Source organism: Dyadobacter sp. (assembly GCF_051859145.1).
Taxonomy (GTDB): domain Bacteria; phylum Bacteroidota; class Bacteroidia; order Cytophagales; family Spirosomataceae; genus Dyadobacter.
Map to the genome: position 1 here is coordinate 1 of NZ_JBHYGF010000603.1, position 17,957 is coordinate 17,957.

Here is a 17,957-nt window from a genome sequence, read left to right on the forward strand (position 1 = left end):
TCTGACAGATTGCGGCTGAAATAGTAATTTTCTCATAACCAGTTATTTGTCGGCTTAGCCGGACGAGGGTATCATTATTTACCTTGTCCGGCTAAACCAATTTATTTACCAAAACAAAGGACTATGAGAAAATTAGCATTTTTGGGTGTGTTCCTGGTCGGCGGAATGTTTGCTGCGTGTACGGATGACGACGAAACAACAGACCCAACTCCCGTATTGCCTGAGCTGAAAGTAAGTACTACGCTTTCGGGTGCCAACGCAATACCAGCTAATCCATCAACAGCTACCGGTTCAGTAGATGGTGTGTTAGATCAGGAATCGAGAATCCTGAAACTGAATATTATGTACAGTGACTCGACGTCCGATTCAACAGCGACGGATTCTGTGTTTACACCAACCGCCTGGGCTATCTACAAGGCATCGGCAGATTCAACAGGTTCACTGGTGATTGATTTGGGGAAAGACATTAAATCACCTTCCGCTTTCGTCGATACCTTGACAGAAGCGCAGGTTGCAGACTTGAAGGCCGGATTGTATTACGTGAACATACACACAGTGAAGTATCCAACAGGAGAAATTCGCGGCCAGCTGAAAACAGAAAATTAATACTCAACGTTGCGGAAAAGAAACGCTGCAAAAAAAGAGCGGTATCTGAATCAGATCCGCTCTTTTGCATTTTCAATATGTTGGTTTCTTAAAATAATCCCTTTGCCTTTTCAAGCGCATTGTCCAATCCGGATGCGTCAGAACCTCCCGCGGTTGCAAAAAATGGCTGACCGCCACCACCGCCGCGGATTTCCTGCGCCAGCTCTTTCACAATCTTACCAGCATTGAGGCCGGTTTCCTGCACGATGTTCTCTGCGATGAAAACGGAAAGCTGAGGCTTACCCGCGATCTCGGCACCAAAAACAGCGATCAGATTTTCTACCTGGTCGCGGAGTTCGTAAGAAAGTTGCTTCAAAGAGTCAGCTGAGGGAACACTTACCTTTTCTACAATGAGGTTAAATGTCCGGTGTGTCTCTATGTTTTCAACCAACGCAGCTTTAAGCGACTGGATTTTCTCATTTTCGAGATTCGTGATTTTCTTCTGCAATGCAGTACGCTCGTCAAGCAACCCTTCCACTGCTTTTATCAGGTCTGTCGGATTTTTAAGCAGGTCTTTGATTTTAGATAAAACAGCTTCCTGCGCACGCATCAATTCCAGTGCTTTTTCACCTGTAACCGCTTCTACCCGGCGAACTCCTGCTGACACAGAACCTTCGGAAGTAAACTTGAACACGCCAATCTGACCGGTAGAAGGCACGTGTGTACCTCCGCACAGTTCAAAGGAATAGTTTGGATCAAAAATGATCAGTCTTACAAAATCGCCATATTTCTCGCCAAATGTAGCAGTAGCGCCTTCATTCAGTGCTTGCTGGATCGGTACATTGCGGCGTTCTTCTAACGCAATATTTTCGCGGATTTTTTCATTCACGCGGTCCTCTATTTTGGAGAGTTCCTCGTCTGTTACTTTGGTGAAATGTGAGAAGTCAAATCTCAACACTTCATCGTTCAGGAATGAACCTTTCTGACCCACGTGCGAGCCTAATACCTCACGCATTGCCGACAGCATCAAGTGCGTAGCAGAGTGGTTGGACTCGATCTTCGAGCGACGATCCATATCAATTCTGGCTGTGACAATCCCGGCGTTTTGCAGGATTTCATCCAGGTTCTTGTCGCGCGAAATGTGGACAAAAAGATCATTTTCCTTTTTTGTATCAACGATATTGATCTTACTTTCAGCTTCTGCCTTTTCCTGCCCATTCACCAGAAGTACCCCGGTATCTCCAACCTGGCCACCCATTTCGGCATAAAAAGGTGTGCGGTCTAGTACAATATGGTACTCTTCGCCTGTCTTGGTCTTTACTTTTCTGTATTTAACAATGTGACTGTGGGTTTCCTCAAAATCGTAACCCAGGAATTCAACTCCATCTGCTTCTCTTACTTCAATCCAGTCGGTAGCTTCTTTGGCTGCATCCTGGCGTGATCGTTTTTTCTGTTCTGCCAGTGCATCCTGAAAGCCAGCTTCGTCGATCAGCAATCCTTTTTCCCTCGCGATCAATGCAGTAAGGTCAACCGGGAACCCGAATGTATCGCTGAGTTCAAAAACCTCATCGCCCGGGATCGTATTGATACCCTTGCTTTTTAATGTAGCTGTGATGGTATCCAGTCTTTTCAGTCCTGATTCAAGTGTACGCAGGAAGCTTCTTTCTTCTTCCAGGATTACCTTGGCTACAAATTCTTCTTGTGCTTTCAGTTCGGTAAAAACATCTTTGAACTGATCTGCGAGAACGGCTACCAGCTTATAGAAGAATGGCTCCTGGAAGCCCAGGTAAGAATAACCGTATCGAACCGCGCGGCGCAAAATCCTGCGGATCACATAGCCAGCCTTTACATTGGAAGGCAGCTGTCCGTCGGTAATTGCAAATGCAACCGCGCGAATGTGATCTGAAATCACGCGCATTGCGATATCTGCAAAAGGCTCCTCACCCGATCCGTACTTTTTGCCCGAGAGCGTTTCCAGTACCTGGATGGTGTTCTGGAAAACATCGGTATCGTAGTTGGAGGTTTTTTGCTGGATCGCCATACAAAGCCGCTCGAAACCCATTCCGGTGTCAACGTGCGTAGCAGGAAGCGGGATCAGTGAACCGTCGGCTTTGCGCTCAAATTGCATAAAAACCAGGTTCCAGATTTCAACTACCTGAGGGTGGTCATTATTCACCAGCAACTTGCCCGACACCTCTGCAACTTCTGCCGGACTTCTTAAATCTACGTGGATTTCGGAACACGGACCGCAAGGGCCCGTGTCGCCCATTTCCCAGAAATTATCTTTTTTGTTACCAAGAATAATGCGGTCTTCGCCAACAATTCCTTTCCATAAATCCCAGGCTTCCTGGTCAAAAGGCACACCGTCGCTGGCATCGCCTTCAAAAACGGAAACATACAATCTGTCTTTTGGCAGTTTATAAACCTCCGTCAAAAGCTCCCAGGCCCATGCGATTGCTTCTTTTTTGAAATAATCACCAAATGACCAGTTGCCGAGCATTTCGAACATGGTATGATGATAGGTATCAAATCCAACGTCCTCTAAATCATTGTGTTTACCAGATACGCGCAGACATTTCTGCGTGTCGGCAATTCTTCTTGAAGGCGGTGTTCCATTTCCTAAAAAAAAGTCTTTAAACTGCGCCATTCCCGAGTTGTTGAACATCAGCGTGGGATCGTTTTTGGCTACCAGGGGAGCCGAAGGCACGATGAGGTGTTGCTTACTGCGGAAAAAATCGAGAAAAGCCTGACGTATTTGATGCGAGGTCATTGTATATTGGTTGTACTAAGTCTCCTGAAATGAGCCGCAAAGGTAAATAAAATTACGGATTGCCCTCGTCGCTTTCACGATATGGTCATTGATAGTGCCGGGGCTCACACCCAGCTCCCCAGCGACTTCGCGGTGACTTTTTCCTTCTATCTTACACAGCCAGAAAATCCGGCGGCGCCTCGGAGGTAGCTGCTTAATGGCGAGTTTAAGCAGCAGTTCCTGTTTTTCGTGGCGCGGCGATTGTTCAACTTCTGCCTGGAATGGTTGATATTCAGCGCTTAGCTGTTCTCTGATGCGCTGCTCGCAGGCGGCACGCGCCTGCAAGGTCAGCGAAGTGTTCCGGCAGATCGTGAACAGGTACCTCTTTACATGTTTCACGTTGGCGAGCCTCTTTTTGTTTTCCTACATCTTTAAAAAAACATCCTGCGCAATGTCCTGCGCCTGTTCCCTCGATTGGGTAAGCTTATGCGCATAGCCGCAGATCTTATCGTGATAGGCTATGTAAAAGGTTGTAAAAGCAGCATCGCTGTCTGCTTTTATCAGTTCGAGCAGTGTTTCCTGACACAGGTCAGATTCGTGATGCAAGTCCATGATAGTTAAGTGTGCCGGGTTCAAATTAGGTACAAATCTGACTGGCTGATCATCAGGGAAATGCAAAAGGGATCGTGGGTTATTCTGTGGTACTAACCAATGTGCAAGTTTAGTATATGATCAATTTTTCGGTAAAAACAGGATCGCCGGACTGATTTTGCACCTTTAAAATGTAAATTCCGGGAAGCAATGCATTGCCTTCAAAGTGGGTAGTACCGGCCGCATTTACCTTGAAAGAGTGCTTTTTAGCGCCTGAGATGTCGTAGAGTTGGCCTGTCAGCAAGTCGCTCTTCACGTTTTCTGCTGGTTTTGCTTCCAGCTTGAACATATTACGTTCTACATAAGCTAGCTCAAACTCTGTATTCCGCTCCATGTTTGTGCGGCAATTTTCGGTCTGCACTTCTAAGGCAGCCTGTTCCACAGGTAACGGGTCATTTACCACGGAACTGAAAAACGCAAATACGGCAGCAGTTACGGCTATCTCCTGTACTGTGAATTCCGACATTTCAACCGCCTCCCGCGCATCAGTATACCTTCTCAAAACCGGATAAGGATCTTCTTTTTTAAATCCATAAGGATACCTGTTCAGCGAATCCTGAATGGCAAAGCTCGACGGGCGGTTCATTACCAGCGACGCTGCCGGTCCAAAAACAGGTACACCAGGGACAGGGTCTGCAAACTGATTCGTCACAGTCGACCAATGGAGTGGAGAGCGCGGACTATTTTTACCGACGCCCGTAATGAAGGTTTTAGACAGTGGATTGTTGCCCAGCGGGATATCAAGCTGAATTTTGGCAAGATCCAGCAATTCAGGTTTTTGAAGCAGATGGCTGAACATAATGTAGTCAAATGCATAACTCTGCGCCATTCCGAAGGTACCGTAGCCAATGTAATTTTTGAAGGGATGGTATGCGCCGCGATACGCATGTATATTCATGGTGCGGTCGTAATAATCTGCCAGAATCACGGTTTCCAGCTTCTCTTTAAATTCAGTGACAATCGTTGGGTCGTTATCAAACTGGGTAGTTGCATACGCCCACGCCGCTTTCATTGTATGCTGCTGCCAGCTCATTGTCGCATGGAACTCGTGCGGAATCTGACCATATAAGTTTAGGAAATCGGCATTGTATCCCGCTTGGCCTGTTGCCTTGTACAATTCAGCTGCAGCCCACGCGCGGTTGTCACGATCCTCGGGATCAGGGTAGGGGCCAGCTGAAATGCCCGGCACATTCACCGGCGCTGATGCTTGCGGATGCGCAGCTAAGAACGCCCAGGCCTGAATCGCTTTGTCGAGACACACATCTGCGTATTCAGGAAAATAGTTTTTCAGGTTCCGGTAGGCCATCGCCATCACGGCAGCGAACATGGCGGTAGATTGCGTTGTTTTTTCCGAAACAAAGAGCGTATGGTTTTCCTGCGCGGGAAGCCCGGTCGACCACAGTGCCGGTGTAACCCGGAAGTAAACGCCGCCATCCGGCGCCTGCATTTGCATCAGCCAGTCCAGCTCGTACTTTGCTTCGTCCAGTATGTCAGGTACACGGTTTGCGCTTTCGGGAATGTTGAGGTGTGCATCAGGAAATTTTTCAGGATACAGCTCAAATGCAGTGAATAGCGTAAATACTGCACTGGCCGCAGTAGGTACATACCTGCCATAGTCGCCCGCATCCAGCCAGCCGCCCTCCATTGGGATTTTTGTTCCCGGCGCATAGTCGGTGGCGCTATAAAGTGGCGAGTTCAGGTGGCTTGCGTGTATCTCGGCTTCTCCGTCGGGCAATCCCTTTCTCTCCCATTCTCCCGCATTGTCCGGATACAGAGTGCCGGATCGTTGAAAGTAGAGCGCACGCGCGGTATGGTGGTAGGTTTGATTATATACGTCGGGGCCGATTTCAAAATTGTCCGACCGGCCGAAACCCGGCACATATATATAGTACTTGCCAGGAGTTTTGAATGCAGAAAAATCAAGTTCAAAGACCTCCTCGCCGCTAAAAAGCGGGTCGGTTTTCAGGAACTCGCATTCTCCCTGAAAAGCAACATTGTCTTGCTGATCCAATAGCTGGAAAACAGGTGGATTAGCAGGATCAATGGGTAGGCCTCCTGCATCACCCAGAAAATTCCCCAGCTTAGCCAGCTTTGGACTATCCGGCAGATAGCCCACCTGGTTTACTTTGACATTCCCAAAGATCGCCAGCCCGGAAAAAGTGAATGTGGTATCAAAAGTGGCTGCATTACCAGCGGGATCCAGGAGTTCTGAAACGTGTAAAGTATAGGTTTTCCCATCTTTAAAAGGTTTGTCAAAAATCAGGAACAGCTCGTGCTGCACGATCGCACTTCCAGATTGTGGCACCAGTCCGGTTACGAATGCGTGCCTGCCTACTTTCACCGGATTGGTAGCGCTCTGGAAATCTACGTCTGTTGAACTGCTGATACTGTAATGCGGCAAATTGTAACAGGTTACCGCGTCTGGTCGCTCGCTGATGCGCAGCTTGGCAACTTGCTGCGAAACGGGCTCAAATGAAATAATGGGCGGAGTTTGGTCACGCAGTGAAATATCGTCCACATAGAACTTAACCTGAGCAACCGGCGAAGTGGCGAATTCCAAAAATTCAATGGAGCTCAGATTGTACGTTGCGGTTTTCAATGCAGTCAATGGAATTACTACTTCCTGATACTCAGTGCCGATCGTTCCGCTTGTTTGCAGGTAAGGTTGAAGGTTAACCCAGTTACTCTTGGCAAAATAGGTTGTAAAACGAACCGAAGTGCTCTGGTCCGGTTGACTGGATTTGATAAAAAAGCGAAGCTCGTCAAACCTTGAAATGTCCGACCGCCACATACCGGTACAATTGAATGCAATGCGGGGTGAATGCGAATTGTCCGGTTCTGCCCGGAAGTAGAAATTGCCCGCATGTGCATCAGCGCCCGACAATATCGACCCGTAGGCGGTAGTACAAGTTGCAGGCCCGGTATTTTCCCCGTCCCAGAGTAGTTTGTTCTGCGCTGCCGCAGCCTGCTGCAACACTAAAACTACCAGAATTGAATGAAGTAGCTGTCTCATAAGCATGATGGTTGGTGCAATCAATGTTATGACTGACAGTTGCGCAGGAATATATGTTTTGGTCTGAAAATGTTTCTGCTGTTACAGGGCCTGTTTGGCGCGGATTGGTGTGAGTTGACCGTTTTTCAGTGAGTATAAACAGCTGGCGGGCCTCTTTTTTGATCAGAAGCTTAACAGAGAAATAATACAGACACCTTGCGCTGATTGAATCTTTTGTGAAGTTGTAAACTTTAACGCGCTACAAAAATGAAACCGTTTTCAGAGTTATCGGCTGAGGAGTTGGCGATGGAAAACCTCTTCATTCGCTGGGTGCGTTTCCCTGACGATCAGGCGATCCGCTCATTTTGGGAAAACTGGATTATCAAGTATCCGTCTCGGCAGGAAACTGTCGAGAAAGCCCGTGAACTCGTATTGATCGCATCAGATTGGAGACCGGATTCACTGACCAGTCAGGATGTGAATTCGTTATGGGGGAGAATACGCAGTTCTCTGGATATCATCGGCGACCGTGAAGCCAAAAAGTCTACCGGCGACACTTCGGGCAACAACTCCATTGCGCGAAGCATCATCCTGATTTTGATGTCGGTCACCTTTCTTTTTTTTTTATTCTACTTCATTTTCACTAGCCGCTGAGCTGTTTTTAGCCCCCAGGCTTGTACGTTTCGCATGATTGCGTTTTACTCACCTGCCTTTAAGTCTTCGCAAATATCTTTTCTAATTTTTCTTGGTATAGTTCAATTAGTCGGCATTATTTAAAAGCATAATACGTATATATTTTTGTACTGTATGCTAAGATTTTACAATAAAATGTTTGTAAATGTCTATGTTGATAACGTTCCCGACATCGATTGCATAAATAAACTTCCTGCATTAGTTCCGTTTTTCTTGCCAAATCTCTATCCTGAGCTAAGTTTCAAATTGTACTTTGAGCGTAAATAATATGGTTATTGAAATTGTTCAAAAGTGCATTGAATAACGCTACCCCCAGGCAAGTAAATTGCCTATAAGTCACCACTCGTTTACGATAAATAAATATTTCAAGAAAAAATATACTTTTTCTTTTAAGGGTTTTATGTGGTATAATCGTCTAATAAATAATCGAATTAACCTTAATGCAAATCATGTAAGCGTATGAAAAAAAACTTTACGACTGTTGGTCAGATACTTAGGCAGCTGACAATGGCGGGGATCATTGTCACGGGCTATGCAGGCCAGGCGCTTGCCACGCGGCCTGCCGAAGATGTCGTTTCATTAATCGACCGGACTGTGACTGGTAAAATCTTAGGTACCGAAGACAACGCACCTATCCCCGGCGTGTCGGTCGTGTTAAAAGGCAGTCGCAACGGTACCAATACCGATGCAGACGGAGTATATAAAATTGACGTTCCCGACGATGGCGGAATACTGGTATTTTCAGCAGTAGGATTTGTTACTCAGGAAGTTGCAGTAGGCAACAGAAGCGTGGTAGATATCGCGCTGGCAAGTGACCTGAAGACGCTGGGGGAAGTGGTAGTTGTAGGTTATGGAACTCAGAAAAAGAGCCAGTTGACCGGTGCCATTTCATCCGTAGGCGCAAAGGAGATCGGAGAGTTACCTATTACAAATGCGCGCCAGGCTTTGCAAGGCCGGGCAGCAGGAGTTGACGTAGTACAGGCCAGCAGCAAACCTGGCGCCGGCCCAACGGTCAGGATACGCGGTAGAAGGTCCATTAACGCTTCCAACGATCCGCTGTATGTAGTGGACGGAATTCCGTTGGCAGGTAACATCGATGATTTTAACCCCAATGATATTGCTTCGATGGAGGTATTGAAAGATGCTTCTGCAACTGCCATTTATGGTTCACGCGGCTCCAATGGTGTTGTTCTGATCACAACTAAACGTGGTAAGCCGGGCAAAACGGTTGTGAGTTATGATGGCTATTATGGTTCTTCCAAAGAGCTGGGGAAAATTGATGTCATGACCGGTCCTGAGTTTGCAGAGTACAAACGCGAGTCAAGAAGGGCGGTTATAGACGCGAAAACGGGCTTGCCTCTGTATCCAGCAGGACCAGCCACTGCCGAAGCTGACGCGAAGCTGTTTGAACCTATTGAACTCGATGGTATCAAAAACAACCGTACTACCGACTATCAATCCTACCTGCTCCGTCCGGGCCATATTCAAAGCCACCAGGTGGGTTTGCAGGGCGGAAATGAGAAAACGCAGTTTTCAATTTCTGCTAACTACTTTAATGACAAAGGGATTATCTACAACCAGGATTTCACCCGCTACACTTTCCGCATCAACCTGGACCACCAGATTTCAAAAAGGATCAAGATCGGGACTTCTACATTGGGTGTATACAGTACAAGAAACGGTGAAAACTTTAACCCATTCGGCGGCGCGCTCGCGGAAAATCCCCTTGGGAAACCTTACGATGACAATGGCAAGCTGATATTTCTGCCGACAACCGACGGTTTGAGAACCAACCCGATTGCTGAAATCGTACCAGGTGCACAGATAGATCTGACCAAGCGAATCAGGCTTTTCAACAGTATTTATGGAGAATGGACGATCCTGGAAGGTTTGAAGTACCGCGTCAATTTCGGGCCTGACCTGAACAACCGGCGCATCGGCCGATTTGTAGGCAGCCAGACCAATGCACGACGCGGCGGGGATCCGACTGGTTTTCAGTTCAACGAATACCAGTTCAACTATACATTAGAAAACATTTTAATGTATAACAAACAGATCGCCGGCAAGCATAACCTGGGCGTGACGTTGCTGCACTCTGTTCAGAAAGACGACTTGGAAACCAATACTTTCAGTGTTACAGGGATACCGGCAGAGTCGCAGGAGTTTTACAATCTGGGCCAGGCAACCATAGTGAATGGCGTAGGTTCCAACCTGGCGCGCTGGGTGCTGAACTCCTACATGGCGCGTATCAACTACGATTTCAATGAGAAATACCTGTTGACAGTAACGGGCAGGTACGATGGTTCGTCGCGGTTTGGTGCAGATACCAAGTACGGATTTTTCCCGTCGGTAGCATTGGGCTGGAACATCAGCAATGAACCTGTCCTGAAAAATGTAAACTGGGTGGATGAATTGAAACTTCGCGCCAGCTACGGGTCTACGGGTAATACGGCGATTGATCCTTATCAGACACAGGCTTTGCTGAGCAGGACTTCTTATGCATTCGGTACAGCTGCGGGCTTCGGGTATGCACCGGGTTCACTGGGTAACTCATTGTTGAAATGGGAAACTACGTCTACTGCCAATATCGGTCTGGATTTCAGTGTTTTCAAAGGCCGGGTATCGGGCTCGCTTGAATATTACCAGGCAGATACCAAAGACCTGCTTTTGCTGGATCAGCTTCCAATTACAAGCGGTTTCAGCCAGGTGCGCCGCAACGTAGGAAGTACACGGAACAGCGGTATCGAGGTGACACTCTCGACCGTGAATGTGGATGCGGCAAATGGCTTCCGCTGGAATACCGATTTTCAGCTGACAAAAAACAAGGAGAAAATTCTTGAACTCTTCAATGGAAAAGTGGATGATATCGGTAATGCAAGATTTATCGGCCAGCCACTTACCGCTTATTTTGACTACAAAAAGATCGGTATCTGGCAGTTGAACGAGGTGGAAGAGGCTAAGAAATACCAGAGTGCGCCGGGCCAGATCAAGATCCAGGATACAAATGGCGACGGTAAAATCGATCCGTTTGACCGCGTCATTCTGGGCTCACAAGTACCTAAGTTTTCAATGGGTATGACCAACCGTTTTGAGTACAAGGGTTTCGATCTGTCGATTTTCGTTTTTGCGAGATTTGGAAGTATGTTCCGCAGCTTGTTCCACCAGGATAACATGACACTGGCTGGTCGCTATAACAACCTTGATATCGACTACTGGACTCCGGAAAACCCAACCAATGAGTTTCCAAGACCAAACCAAAGCCAGGAGTTTCCTCCATTCCGCTCGACCGTACTTTATTTTGACGGTACATTCATTAAAGTGCGTAACATCAACCTGGGCTACAACTTCCCGTCCAAGCTGACAGAGAAAATGAAAATCGGCAGTTTGCGTGTATTCATGAGCGCCCAGCAGCCATTCATTTTCTCCGAATACAGGACCAAGTACAAGGGAATTGACAACGAAACGGATGGAGATATTAACGCCGACCAGACACCGGCTGTACGGCAGATTACATTCGGTATTAACCTGAAAATCTAAGTTCAACCAGTCGCTTACTATTATAATTATATAGATATGAAGGTATTATTTCGATTTAAGATATTACTGGCTGCAACGCTGCTTTTGGGAAGCCAATCTTGCAGCGACCTGCTGGAAGAAACGCCGATCTCGCAGGTAGGCAGCGAATACATCAATACACCGGCTGGATTTGAAGCGGCTGTGAAAGGGGTTTATTCTTCTCTCCGGAACTACTATGGAACGGAGGACGCCATGACACTCAGTATCTTTGGTACTGATACTTACACCATGGGTGCCGATGGTTCTTTCAAATTTGTCAACCAGTATACCTCGCAGATCGATGGCAGATTGGGCGTAACCAACGCGATATGGAACAGCTTTTATCCTGCGATTAATACGGCAAATATCGTGATCGATGTATCGCCGAATATCACCGGCCTGGATCCGGCTCTGGTGAAGCGCCGCGTGGCTGAGGTTAAATTTCTGAGGGCGCATCATTATTTTATTCTGGTTCAAATGTTCGGGCCTGTTTCTCTTGTTACAAAAGGTAATCTGGTAGCTAACAAAGAGTTCACACGTGCCCCGGTTCCGGAAATTTATGCACAGATCATTTCAGATCTTGAATCCGCATTGCCTGATTTAGGACTGGCAACTTCTGATTACGGTCGGGTTACCAAGGCTGCAACCGAGCATTTACTGGCAAGAGTTTACCTTACCAAAGCGACATCAGAGGCGAAAGCGGCAGATGATTACGTAAAAGCGGCCACTTACGCGGAAAATGTGATCAAGAATTATTCATTCACCCTGCTGCCCGACTTTGCTAGTCTTTGGGTACAAGGTGGAGGTGAGATCAATAATGAAGTAATTTTTGCTACTCAGTATACTTCCGATCCATTGACAAACGGAATTGGTAACCGTACCCACCTTTATTTCGGAATGGAATACGATACCCAGGCAGGAATGCAGCGCGATACTGAAAACGGGCGTCCATTCAAACGCTTCAGGCCAACTACTTATATGTTGGAGACGGTTTTTGCACCAGCGGATCGGGTGAATGATTCACGTTATAAAAAGACATTCAAGGATACCTGGAAGAGCAACAAGCCTGGCACGTATACCAACCTGTTTGATACATCTAAAAAGCAGCTGACATTTGCTTCCGGTGATACCACGATCTTTATTCCAGGTTACGAAATGTCCGAAGCTGAGCGTGCCAAAAGACCGTATCAGGTACTTACGCCAAGTTTGTACAAAGCCAATTTGTTTCCCGTGCTGAGAAAATTCCTGGATGCACTTCGTCCTGACAGGACTTACGAGCAGGGAAGCCGCGACTTTTTGATGTTCCGTCTGGCCGAGACGCATTTGATCGCTGCGGAAGCATTGATCCGTCAGGGCAAGAACGCAGAAGCTGCCGCGCATATCAACGTCTTACGCCGCCGTGCCGCCTGGCCTGGCAAAGAAGCTGCGATGGAAATTACGGCTGCAAAAGCAACAATGGACTTCATCATGGAAGAACGCGAGCGTGAGCTGGCTGGCGAAATGTTCCGGTGGTTTGACCTGAAACGCTGGGGTAACCTGGTGGAGCGCGTGAAGCTGTACAACCCTGATGGCGCTGCCAATATCAAGGAGTTCCACAACCTGCGCCCCATTCCCCAGGATCAGATTGACAGAACAGCTGGCGGCCCGTCTGCCTATCCGCAAAACCCTGGATATTGAGGAAATGCAATTTCAAACCGAGCTATAATTTAATGCAAGATCAAAGAGGAAAGTCCCTGGTTCAGGGGCTTTCTTTCTTTATACAGTCTATGGAAAAGAAACAGGATCTGATCAAAACATAAAACATGGATATGAATTTTACAAACCGTCGCGACTTTCTGAAAACTGCTGGTCTGGCGGGAGCAACTTTGTTATCTGCGAGCTCCTTCGCAGATGCATTGTTCAAAAAAGGAGATATTAAAATTGCTTATTCCTCGATTACTTGGGGCGGGAAGGATGAACAGGCCATTACTGAACTAGCAGGTTTAGGCTTTAAAGGAATCCAGCTGCGCGCCAACACTTTCGGGCCTTACCGCAACAAACCTTCGGAGCTGAAAGCCCTTTTGGAAAAAAACAACCTGACACTCGCGATGTTTTCCAGCGGCAATGTAGAAACGGATCCTGCCAAACTGCAAAGTACGATCGATACCCACGTGGCGCATGCGAGTTTTGTGAAAGCGCTGGGCGGAAATGCAATGCAGCTGACCAACAGTCTTCGTCCGAAAGACAGGCTTCCTACCACGGAGGAATTGAAGAAGCTGGCTGAGGTAATGAACGAAATCGGTAAGCAAACGGCAGACCTGGGTGTGCAGGCGGTTTACCACAACCACATGAACCAGCTGGGCGAAACACCCGAGGAAGTGGATGTGATCGTGCAGGCCATGAACCCGAAATACATCAAGTTGCTGCTGGATATCGCGCACTACAAGCAGGGCGGCGGCGAGCCGCAAGACGCAGTTATCAAATACAAAAACATCCTGCATTCATTGCATTTGAAGGATACCAAACCGGCGGAGACTAAAAACGGCTATAAATTCGTAGAGCTGGGGCAGGGCAGGGTAGATGTTCCGGCTGTATTTGCTTCGCTCGACAAACTCAAATTCAAAGGCTGGGCCGTGGTTGAGCTTGACGGGGTGCCTGATCCGGAGAAGTCGCCGCTGGTTTGCGCAGAGATTAACAAAAAGTACATTACGGAAAATCTGAAATATCCATTGTAAGCCAGCAGGGTAGATATTTTTGCAAAATCCGGCAGCGGGTTTCTTAGTGCATTTACTGGCCTGACCCGCTTTTGTAGGGGTAGTTATTGAAATAAATCGTTAAATAATCGGCGCGAGCGGACACATTCGTTAGTTTGCCCATCGACACAACAATTCCTTTTTAAGATGAAAAAAATCAAAATCGCCTTTATCGGGCTGCTTTCGCTGGCCGTATGCTTGCCTGCCTTCTCCCAGAAATCAAAGGGAGGCTGGCAGAATCTCTTCAATGGAAAAGACCTCACCGGCTGGAAGCAACTGAATGGACAGGCAAAATACGAAGTGAAAGACGGCGCCATTGTGGGCACCTCGGTAATGGGCACACCGAATTCTTTTCTCACAACCGAGAAAGATTATGGCGACTTTATCCTGGAAGTGGATGTAAAAGTTGATAACAAGCTGAATTCCGGGATCCAGATCAGAAGTTTGTCAAAACCTGACTACCAGAATGGCCGCGTTCACGGTTATCAGGTAGAAATTGACCCGAGCGACCGCGCATATTCAGCCGGGATTTATGATGAGGCCCGCCGCGGCTGGCTATACCCGCTCGACCTGAACCCGGATGCAAAAACGGCTTTTAAAAAGGAGCAATGGAATAAATACCGCATTGAAGCAATCGGAAATTCGATCCGTACCTTCCTGAACGGCGTGGCAGTGGCGCACGTGATTGATGATATGACGCCGAGCGGGTTCATTTGTCTGCAAGTGCACTCCATTGGCAGCAAAGACCTGGAAGCAACGCAGGTAAGCTGGAAGAATGTGCGCATTCAAACTACAAACCTGAAACCAAGTCCGGCTTCAAATATCCGCATTGTAAACCTGATCCCGAATGCATTGGATGCTGCCGAGAAGGCGCAGGGCTGGTCGCTGTTATATGATGGAAAAACGGCGGATCAATGGCGCTCTTACGGCGGCACTGACTTTCCTTCAAAACGCTGGGCTTATAATGACGGTACAATCACGATCTCAAAATCGGATGGTTCTGAAACAGGAAATGATATTGTAACCAAAAAACTGTACGGACCTGCATTCGAGTTTGAATTCGAGTTCAAGCTGACCGAAGGAGCTAACAGCGGTGTGAAGTATTTTGTAGACCAAAAATTCAGCGCGAATGGAAAATCAGGGATCGGGTGTGAGTATCAGGTACTTGACGATGAGAAACATCCCGATGCCAAACTGGGCAAAAACGGAAATCGTACAATCGCTTCTTTTTACGACGTGATACCGGCCGACAGACCTAAAAACTCGGTGAAGAAGATTGGTGAATGGAACCAGGGGCGCATTGTGGTACAAAAAGATGGTACCGTGCAGCATTTCCTCAATGGATACAAAGTGGTGGAATATGTACGTGGCTCGCCGCAGTTCAAGGATTTTGTGATGAGTTCCAAGTTCAAAAACTTTGAAGGTTTTGGAATGTCGCAGCAGGGAAATCTGCTGTTGCAGGATCATGGCGATAACGTTTCTTTCCGCAGTTTGAAAGTGCGTGAGCTTTGAAAATGACGATTTGAAAAAAGATTTAAAATTACAGTAGATAACCTGACAAGTCCTATTTACAACTGATTGCCGTCGCAATCGGATCTGATCATTAAAATTAACCTTTTAATAAAATGACAAGCAGAAGGGAATTTCTCAAAAATACAGCACTGGCATCTGCGGGTGTGGCCGTCGGTGCAAATGCTTTCAGTGCAGCTAGCTACCGCCGTATCCTTGGCGCGAATGACCGCGTTCGTGTTGGTATCATAGGGTTTTCAGACCGTTTTCGCAGCTCACTGGCACCCAGTTTTTCTGATCATGCCAAAGAATTGAATTTTGAATTCATGGGCGTTTCTGACTTATGGAACCGCCGCCGCGATGAGGCAGAAGCTTTCATGAAAGGCAAACCTTACGCTTCCAACGAATTTGTAAAAGCACGCAACAACGAAGAATTGCTTGGCCGGAAGGATGTGGATGCGGTGATTATCAGTACTGCCGATTTCCAGCATGCATTGCATTGCGCCGAGGCAGTGAAGTCGGGACGTGATGTGTATGTTGAAAAACCTTTTGCCGAAACACTAGAAGATGCCAAAGTTGCATTGAAGGCGGTGGAAGCTTCCAAGCAGATTGTGCAGGTAGGCTCCCAGCGCCGCAGCGCGCCTAATTATTGGGCTGCTTATGAATATATCAAATCCGGAAAATTCGGGGACATTACTACGGTGGAAATGACCTGGAATGTAAACCAGCCAGGCAGGTGGAGAAGAAAAGAGCTGGTATCCCAGATCAGAAAAGAAGATACCGACTGGACGCGATTCCTGATGAACCGTCCGAAAGTAGAGTGGAACCCGCGTTACTATCTTGAATTCCGCCTTTTCTATCCCTATTCATCAGGTATCCCGGGACAATGGATGGCACACCAGATTGATACGGTGCACTGGTTCTCAGGTCTCGATGCGCCCCGGAATGTGGTGGCAAATGGAGGTATTTACACCTGGAAAGATGGTCGCACGAATGTAGATACTTTCAGCGCCGCATTTGAGTACGGGCCTTTTGATGATAAGAGCAAAGGTTTTCAGGTAATTTATTCATCGCGTTTCAACAATGAAGCAGGCGGCGTGAAAGAGTACTACTATTCAAATGGCGGTATGATCAACCTGGATACCAACAAGATTACACCGGAAGGCGGCTTGAAAGCGAAAGATGCCAAATCAATGGGATTAGAAGCGAACCTGCTTCCTGAAATGTCGTTGAAAACGGGCGATAAAATCGCAACTGACGCCAATACCGGCGCCGACCCAATGACTTCCCTGCACATGCGCAACTGGATGGAATGTATCCGCAGCCGCAAGGAATCGAATGCACCGGCGCGTGTTGGCTTCAATCACTCGGTGGCCAATATTATGGCGACGCAGGCTTTGCATACAGGCAAGCGCGTGAGCTGGGATAACAAGAAAAAGGAGATCGTGTTAAGCTAGGTACTGATCTGTTGCGGTTTCAAAAACTTAAATGCATTGAAGGTGAAATTAAAAAACGCAGGTTTAATTCTAGCTACATTTTCGCTGACTGCATGGGCTGGCGTGGCCAATGCACAAAAGGTGGATCTGGTTAAAAATGAGAAGGAGAAGAAAGTTGAAGTTAAAATCGACGGCAAGCCTTTTACTTCTTACTACTATCCTGGTGAAAGCGTCCTGAAAAAGGCAGTTCTCTATCCTGTTCACACGGCGAAAGGAACTGTCATTACAAGAGGCTGGCCGCTGGATCCGCGCGCCGGCGAGCGCGTAGACCACCCGCACCACGTGGGTATCTGGCTGAATTATGAAGATGTAAACGGAAACGATTACTGGAACAATTCAGATGCGGTAGACCACGCCAAACGCGCCTACGGTACGATCCTGCACACCGGCATTACTTCGGTGAAAAGCGGCAAAGACAAAGGTGAGCTGACTGTAACAGCTGATTGGGTGGATAAAGATGGAAAACTGACCTTGAAAGAAGTTACCAAATACATTTTCAGTGGCAAAGGCGATCACCGTTTGATCGACCGCAGTACTACTTTGACCGCTGTACTGGACGAAGTTGCAATGCCGGATATCAAAGATGGAATGTACGCAATCCGTGTAGCGCGCGAGCTGGAACTACCTTCCAACAAGCCCGAGATTTTTACAGATGCAAGCGGCATTGCCACCAAAGTTCCTGTCATGAACAATGAGGGAATTACCGGTAATTACCGCAACAGCAATGGAATTGAAGGTGAAGCTGTGTGGGGAAAACGCGCAATATGGTGTAATCTGACCGGCAAGATCAAAGACGAAAACATCAGCGTGGCGATCATCGACCATCCCAAGAACGTAGGTTATCCTGCTTACTGGCACGCACGTGGCTACGGTTTATTTGCTGTAAATCCGCTTGGGATGAAAGCTTTGAGCGACGGTAAGGAAGTGCTGAATTTCAAATTGAAAAAAGGCGAATCTACTACATTCCGCTACCGTATGGTAATTGCTTCCGAGCA

12 protein-coding genes are annotated in these 17,957 nt (G+C 47.4%); 8 read left to right on the plus strand and 4 right to left on the minus strand.

Features of this window, described 5'->3' with window-relative positions:
• The first annotated feature begins 123 nt into the window (after positions 1-123).
• Positions 124-606, plus strand: coding sequence for a CHRD domain-containing protein (locus ACTIE6_RS26785; protein ID WP_439559552.1), 483 nt, complete (start codon positions 124-126; stop codon positions 604-606).
• 88 nt (positions 607-694) lie between these two features.
• On the opposite strand, the gene alaS is transcribed toward ACTIE6_RS26785, so the two are convergent.
• The 4 genes from alaS to ACTIE6_RS26805 all read right to left on the minus strand — a co-directional run bounded on the left by alaS (position 695) and on the right by ACTIE6_RS26805 (position 6,998).
• A complete protein-coding gene (alaS, locus tag ACTIE6_RS26790) occupies positions 695-3,355 on the minus strand; it encodes an alanine--tRNA ligase (protein ID WP_439559553.1) in 2,661 nt (886 codons plus the stop codon).
• A 15-nt stretch (positions 3,356-3,370) separates the two neighbouring features.
• On the minus strand, positions 3,371-3,733 hold the full coding sequence (locus tag ACTIE6_RS26795) for an RNA polymerase sigma factor (RefSeq protein ID WP_439559554.1): 363 nt from the start codon (positions 3,731-3,733) through the stop codon (positions 3,371-3,373).
• Positions 3,734-3,757: 24 nt separating this feature from the next.
• On the minus strand, positions 3,758-3,946 hold the full coding sequence (locus ACTIE6_RS26800; RefSeq protein WP_439559555.1) for an RNA polymerase sigma factor: 189 nt from the start codon (positions 3,944-3,946) through the stop codon (positions 3,758-3,760).
• A 109-nt stretch (positions 3,947-4,055) separates the two neighbouring features.
• On the minus strand, positions 4,056-6,998 hold the full coding sequence (locus tag ACTIE6_RS26805) for a glycoside hydrolase family 9 protein (RefSeq protein ID WP_439559556.1): 2,943 nt from the start codon (positions 6,996-6,998) through the stop codon (positions 4,056-4,058).
• Positions 6,999-7,244: 246 nt separating this feature from the next.
• Here ACTIE6_RS26805 and ACTIE6_RS26810 point away from each other — a divergent pair, with 246 nt between their 5' ends.
• The 7 genes from ACTIE6_RS26810 to ACTIE6_RS26840 form a co-directional block, all read left to right on the plus strand.
• The gene (locus ACTIE6_RS26810) at positions 7,245-7,631 is read left to right on the plus strand and encodes a hypothetical protein (RefSeq protein ID WP_439559557.1); all 387 of its coding nucleotides are present in this window, start codon (positions 7,245-7,247) and stop codon (positions 7,629-7,631) included.
• A 498-nt stretch (positions 7,632-8,129) separates the two neighbouring features.
• The gene (locus tag ACTIE6_RS26815) at positions 8,130-11,207 is read left to right on the plus strand and encodes a SusC/RagA family TonB-linked outer membrane protein (protein WP_439559558.1); all 3,078 of its coding nucleotides are present in this window, start codon (positions 8,130-8,132) and stop codon (positions 11,205-11,207) included.
• A 36-nt stretch (positions 11,208-11,243) separates the two neighbouring features.
• The gene (locus tag ACTIE6_RS26820) at positions 11,244-12,902 is read left to right on the plus strand and encodes a RagB/SusD family nutrient uptake outer membrane protein (RefSeq protein ID WP_439559559.1); all 1,659 of its coding nucleotides are present in this window, start codon (positions 11,244-11,246) and stop codon (positions 12,900-12,902) included.
• A gap of 125 nt (positions 12,903-13,027) precedes the next feature.
• Positions 13,028-13,939, plus strand: coding sequence for a TIM barrel protein (locus tag ACTIE6_RS26825; protein ID WP_439559560.1), 912 nt, complete (start codon positions 13,028-13,030; stop codon positions 13,937-13,939).
• Positions 13,940-14,104: 165 nt separating this feature from the next.
• Entirely contained in the window at positions 14,105-15,469 is a 1,365-nt protein-coding gene (locus ACTIE6_RS26830) for a 3-keto-disaccharide hydrolase (protein WP_439559561.1), read from the plus strand.
• A 113-nt stretch (positions 15,470-15,582) separates the two neighbouring features.
• Positions 15,583-16,923: a Gfo/Idh/MocA family protein gene (locus ACTIE6_RS26835; protein WP_439559562.1), complete on the plus strand. Its 1,341-nt coding sequence runs from the start codon at positions 15,583-15,585 to the stop codon at positions 16,921-16,923.
• A 66-nt stretch (positions 16,924-16,989) separates the two neighbouring features.
• Positions 16,990-17,957: PmoA family protein (locus ACTIE6_RS26840; RefSeq protein ID WP_439559563.1), on the plus strand; the 968-nt coding region annotated here is incomplete at its 3' end.